The sequence below is a fragment of the uncultured Clostridium sp. genome (assembly GCF_934754915.1).
Lineage (GTDB): Bacteria > Bacillota > Clostridia > Clostridiales > Clostridiaceae > Clostridium.
Window position 1 is genome coordinate 1 of sequence record NZ_CAKVKB010000188.1, and the last position, 5179, is coordinate 5179.

A 5179-nucleotide genomic window follows, 5' to 3' on the forward strand; every position below is an offset into this window, starting at 1 on the left:
TATAAACTCATATAATCAAAATCAACATATTATCTACGCTTGTCTTTAATATACATAATTGATTTTTTATATTTATACTAATATGAAAAATTCTTAACTATCTAATTACGTATAACTTCTAATAATTTAAATTTTTTGTTTTCATATTCATATTTAAATATACAGCAATATACAGCAATTACTAAAATCTTTCTTTAATTCCTCTGTAGGATCTTGCCAGTGTGATAAAAATTGAAGACATGCTCCTGCATGAGAGACAGCAAGTACAACTTTATTATCCTCTTTTTCCATAATCTCTGTACATGTTTGCACCATTCTTTTCCTTACCATTTCTCTTGATTCTCCTCCATAGGCAAGAAAAAATGTTCCAAAAACCTCTCTATCTTTGGGATTAAGGTCTTCACTTTCACCCTCAAAAGTACCAAAATTCATTTCTTTTAAACCTTTTAATCTTGTGTATGGCATTTTATTTCCCAACACAATTTCAAGTGTATCACTACATCTTTCTGAAGTTTAACAGTAGGCATGATCAATTTTTATATTTTTAAAATACTCTGCTGCTGCTTGAGCCTGTTTTACTCCCAATTCAGTAAGAGGTGAATCACAAGCTCCCTGAATTTTTCTTCTCAAATTAAATAATGTTTGTCCATGTCTCATTATATAAAATATCTTCTTCATTATATCCTCCTTTTATACCTTGAACTGTTCTTTATTAATTTTATATTACACCTTTGAGTTAACTCCAAGTAAATATATTTTTAATTATTTTTTTTAAACTTTACTATATATGGATTTCTATAGAATGCAAATACTAGCTGTAAACACATACAACACCATATAACAGGTTCACATATAATTACCCCAAAATATTTTAGTGATGGAATAAAAATAATTACAAATATAATCTTTCCACTCAATTCTATAATACTTGAAACAAGAGGAACAACTTTTTTTCCTATTCCCTGGAGGGCATTTCTTAAATTAAGAAGTACACCTAAAACACAGAAAAACGGTGCATTTATCATAAGGTATTTAGCTCCATTTTCAATTACTATTGACTCATTGGAACCAGACAATATTCTCACCATTGATTCTGCTCCAAAAAACAATATTACTGATATTATAATACACCATAAAAGAGAAAGAAGGTTTCCATAACGAACAGCCTTTATTATTCTGTCTCCCTGATCTGCCCCTTTATTTTGTGATACAAATGTAGAAAGAGATAAGGATATTGTAGCTACAGGCATCATACAAAAAGAAAATAGTTTCCTTGCAGCTGTATGACCTGCAATTATAAGATATCCAAGTCCATTAATTGCTGTCTGTAATATAACAGTTCCTGCTGAAACAATAGATAACATAAATCCCATTGAAAGACCTTGTCCAAGTAACTCCTGATAAAGTTCTTTATCAAAGACAAAATGTCTTTTTGAAGGAATAAGTATTGGGTTTTTCTTATATATATAAATCACACATAAAATAGCTGATATTCCTTGTGAAAGCACTGTTGCAACCGCTGCTCCAAATATCCCCATATTAAATTGAGTTATAAATAATATATCAAGAATTATATTAATCACTGATGATAATATTAGAAATATAAGTGGCATTATACTATTTCCAATTGCTCTTAAAAGTCCTGCTGCAAGATTATATGCAAACATTACTCCTACACACATTGTAAGTGTAGATATGTATGAATAGGACTCATATATTATTTCTGATGGTGTATTTAAAAATTTCAAAAGAGGAAACAAAAATAAATATGATATAATCATTATTAATACTGTTATGCATATTCCAATGACTATTGAACCAGCTACTGATTTTTTCAAAAGATCTTCATCCTTTGATCCATAACTTCTTGCAGTTACTATACTCAATCCATTTCCTATTCCAAGAGCAAAGCCTACAAGAAGATCATATACAGCTGTGCATGCCCCTATTGCTGCAAGTGATACATCTCCAAGATAATTTCCTACAATCATTGTATCCATAGTATTATAAAGCTGTTGAAAAATATTTGAAATCAAAATAGGTATTGCAAAAATCAAAAGTGATTTCAATATGCTTCCTTTAAGTAAATCTGTCTTTAAACTAATCATAGTCGACCTCCAAACATAAATATACTGAATTATATAAAAATATATATGTAAGCTAAAAATCCCTATTTTATTATCAATAAATCTCATTAATAGCAATCATATAATTACTATAATACTATAAATATTCCATGTAAACATATACTATAAAATAATTTTATAATATTCTATTCTAATAGTAAAACTAAATAATAATTCAAAAAATCTTGCATAGATTTCTTTATTAACTACAAATTATATGTCATTAAGTAAATAATATTTTTTTAATATCATGAATTTTCTTTAATAAATTCTTTGACTAATATGAAACGCAACAGTATAATGTAATTATTAACAAATATCAATTATTATTTAAGTATTATTATCTATTTTATGAAAGAGGGATGAGAATGAACAATATTTGTATATCGGATTCTATAAAATTTATAGGAGTAAATGATAAAACACTTGATTTATTTGAAAGCCAATATAAAATTCCAAATGGTGTTTCTTATAATTCATATGTTATTTTAGACGAAAAAATTGCTATAATGGACACAGTTGATAAAAGAGCACAAAATGAATGGATGAAGAATCTTGAAACTGTTCTTGATGGGAAATTGCCGGACTATCTTATAGTTTCACATTTAGAGCCAGATCATGCTGCAAATATTAAAAATATTTCAGAAAAATATCCTGAAATAAAAATCGTTGGAAATAAAAAGATATTTGATATGCTTCCTCAATTTTTTGATATGAATATAGAGGATAAAAAAGTAGTAGTTTCTGAAGGAGATGAATTAAACTTAGGAAAACACACACTTCAATTTTTCATGGCTCCAATGGTTCACTGGCCAGAAGTTATGGTTGAATATGAAAAAACTGAAAAAATCTTGTTTTCAGCTGATGGATTTGGCAAATTTGGTGCTTTAGATGTAGAAGAGGACTGGACTGATGAAGCAAGAAGATACTATATAAACATAGTTGGTAAGTATGGTGCTCCAGTACAGACATTATTGAAGAAAGCAGCTACATTAGACATAGAAACAATCTGCCCTCTTCATGGACCTGTTTTAAAAGAAAATTTAGGATTTTATATAGATAAATATAATACCTGGAGCAGATATATTCCTGAAGAAGAAGGTACTGTTGTTGCTTATGCTTCTATTCATGGAAATACTGCTGAAGCAGCTGAAAAAATGGTTGAAATTCTTAAGGAAAAAGGAGAAAAAAATGTTGTTCTATATGACTTGTCAAGAGCAGATATGTCAAAGGTAATTGCAGATTCATATCGTTTTGATAAACTTATAGTTGCAGCTGCAACATATGATGGAGGTGTTTTCCCTTGCATGGAAGATTTTATATGCCATTTAAAAAGCAAAAACTTCCAGAATAGAAAGGTTGGAATCATAGAAAATGGTTCATGGGCTCCGATTGCCGGAAAAATTATGAAAGCTTCATTTGAGAAAATGAAAAATATATCAATCTGTGAAAATATAGTCACTATAACATCAGCTGTAAAACCAGATGATATAAATAATATTAATAATTTAGCAGATGAAATTTTAAAAAAATAGCAGACTTAAACTTTAAAATTGGTTAGATTCTGTCAATGTTTAAGTATTTTGACATATTAAAATAAAGTTTATCTGAATCTTTTATCAATGCAAACACTGAATTACACCTAATGTTCACATTGATATTAAATTCAGATTTACTAATTATTCTATTCTGCTTCTGATAATTTTTTCAAGCTCTTCTCTATTTTCCATTCCACAAAATTTTAAAATTTCTTCAATAGATGAAAATTCATCTATTTTTTCTCCTACATTACTTACATCACTTTCAGCAGCATCCTTATCTTCATAATTTTTAAGACTTAATCCTTTTTCCATTTTTGAAAGGCATTCACTACATACAGAACCTTTAAAATCCATATATTTTTTATCTAATCCAACATTTATTTCAGGATAAAGATTAAAAAGAAGGTCTTTTAAATATATACATGAACAACCATCGCATCTGCTTAAAAGAAATTTCTTAACAGGTATGTATTTAGAAATATATATTCTATAATATTCAGTATTATTTTCACTATACTTAATTATAGGAATCATTATACTCATGTTATCATCATATAAAAACAAATAATCACTCTTCATATTTATCTTTAAATCTTTACTGTTTATAAAACATCCTTCAAATTCACTGCTTTCAAGTATATATTCATTTATATGAGAATCATATATTCCCTCAGCAATTAATTCTTCTTTTACTGATTCATCAGAAAATATATATCTATCAAGCATAACTCCTTCATAATCATATCTGTTTAATTTTTCGCCTGAAGAATTAGAACTATTTAAATATTCTGCCAGTTTTACTATATCTGAAACATATTCAAAACTTATAGCTCTATCTTCAATTCCTCTATTATCTTTTTTATATTTTAAATGTATCATATGATTTTTCTTCCTCCGTACAGATATCATGTTTTATTTAATTATGATATACCATATTTAATTTATGTTACAAGATTAAAATTATATTTAAAATTTATCTTATACCCCATCTTTTAATTTAAATCATATATATCCGAAAATTCAATATTAAACTTTTCTACTTTAGAATTGAGGCTTTTCACTGGAATATTTTTTGATTTACAGTTCATTAACTTTCTTATAGGAAGCTCTATACAGAATTCAGTTCCATATTCAACTTTTGTATTCACATAAACACTACCATTATGAAGTTCAACTAAAGATTTTACAAGCGCAAGTCCTATTCCAGTACCTTCAACGCTCCTAGTTAAAAGATTTTCAGATTGAGTGAACCTTCCAAAAATCTTTTCTGCATCTTCTTTACTTATAATTGGACCATCATTTCTTATTCTTATTATTACTTTTCTACAATCTTTACTTATCTCCATATTTACATATATATTTCCATTACAAGATGTGAATTTTACTGAATTAGAAAGAATATTAAGAACTATTTTTTCTATTTGATCTGGATCACAAGCAGTTATTATTTCTTCTTCTTGTGTATCAAATACTATATTTCTTTCACTGTTTTTTATATATGAAGCTAAAGAC

General features: G+C 27.4%; 4 protein-coding genes and 1 pseudogene. 1 reads left to right on the plus strand and 4 read right to left on the minus strand.

What is annotated here, in order from left to right:
- Positions 1 to 153: 153 nt before the first annotated feature.
- Together Q0F58_RS17015 and Q0F58_RS17020 are read right to left on the minus strand one after the other, a co-directional pair.
- Positions 154 to 678: pseudogene (locus Q0F58_RS17015) on the minus strand (histidine phosphatase family protein).
- An 80-nt stretch (positions 679 to 758) separates the two neighbouring features.
- Positions 759 to 2108: an MATE family efflux transporter gene (locus Q0F58_RS17020; protein ID WP_294379062.1), complete on the minus strand. Its 1350-nt coding sequence runs from the start codon at positions 2106 to 2108 to the stop codon at positions 759 to 761.
- A 386-nt stretch (positions 2109 to 2494) separates the two neighbouring features.
- On the opposite strand from Q0F58_RS17020, the gene Q0F58_RS17025 reads away from it, so the two are divergent.
- Positions 2495 to 3661 (plus strand): FprA family A-type flavoprotein, encoded by a 1167-nt coding sequence (locus tag Q0F58_RS17025; protein WP_294379063.1) that lies wholly within the window; start codon positions 2495 to 2497, stop codon positions 3659 to 3661.
- 144 nt (positions 3662 to 3805) lie between these two features.
- Here the strand turns inward: Q0F58_RS17025 and Q0F58_RS17030 are convergent, their stop codons facing one another.
- The gene (locus tag Q0F58_RS17030) at positions 3806 to 4546 is read right to left on the minus strand and encodes a hypothetical protein (RefSeq protein WP_294379064.1); all 741 of its coding nucleotides are present in this window, start codon (positions 4544 to 4546) and stop codon (positions 3806 to 3808) included.
- A gap of 113 nt (positions 4547 to 4659) precedes the next feature.
- Positions 4660 to 5179 (minus strand): sensor histidine kinase KdpD (locus Q0F58_RS17035; RefSeq protein WP_294379065.1); only part of this gene is annotated, 520 nt, incomplete at its 5' end.

Bases quoted from the DNA above. Each gene is read 5' to 3' on its own strand.
- Q0F58_RS17030 (WP_294379064.1), bottom strand. From the start codon at position 4,546: ATGATACATTTAAAATATAAAAAAGATAATAGAGGAATTGAAGATAGA.
- Q0F58_RS17020 (WP_294379062.1), bottom strand. From the start codon at position 2,108: ATGATTAGTTTAAAGACAGATTTACTTAAAGGAAGCATATTGAAATCA.
- Q0F58_RS17025 (WP_294379063.1), top strand. From the start codon at position 2,495: ATGAACAATATTTGTATATCGGATTCTATAAAATTTATAGGAGTAAAT.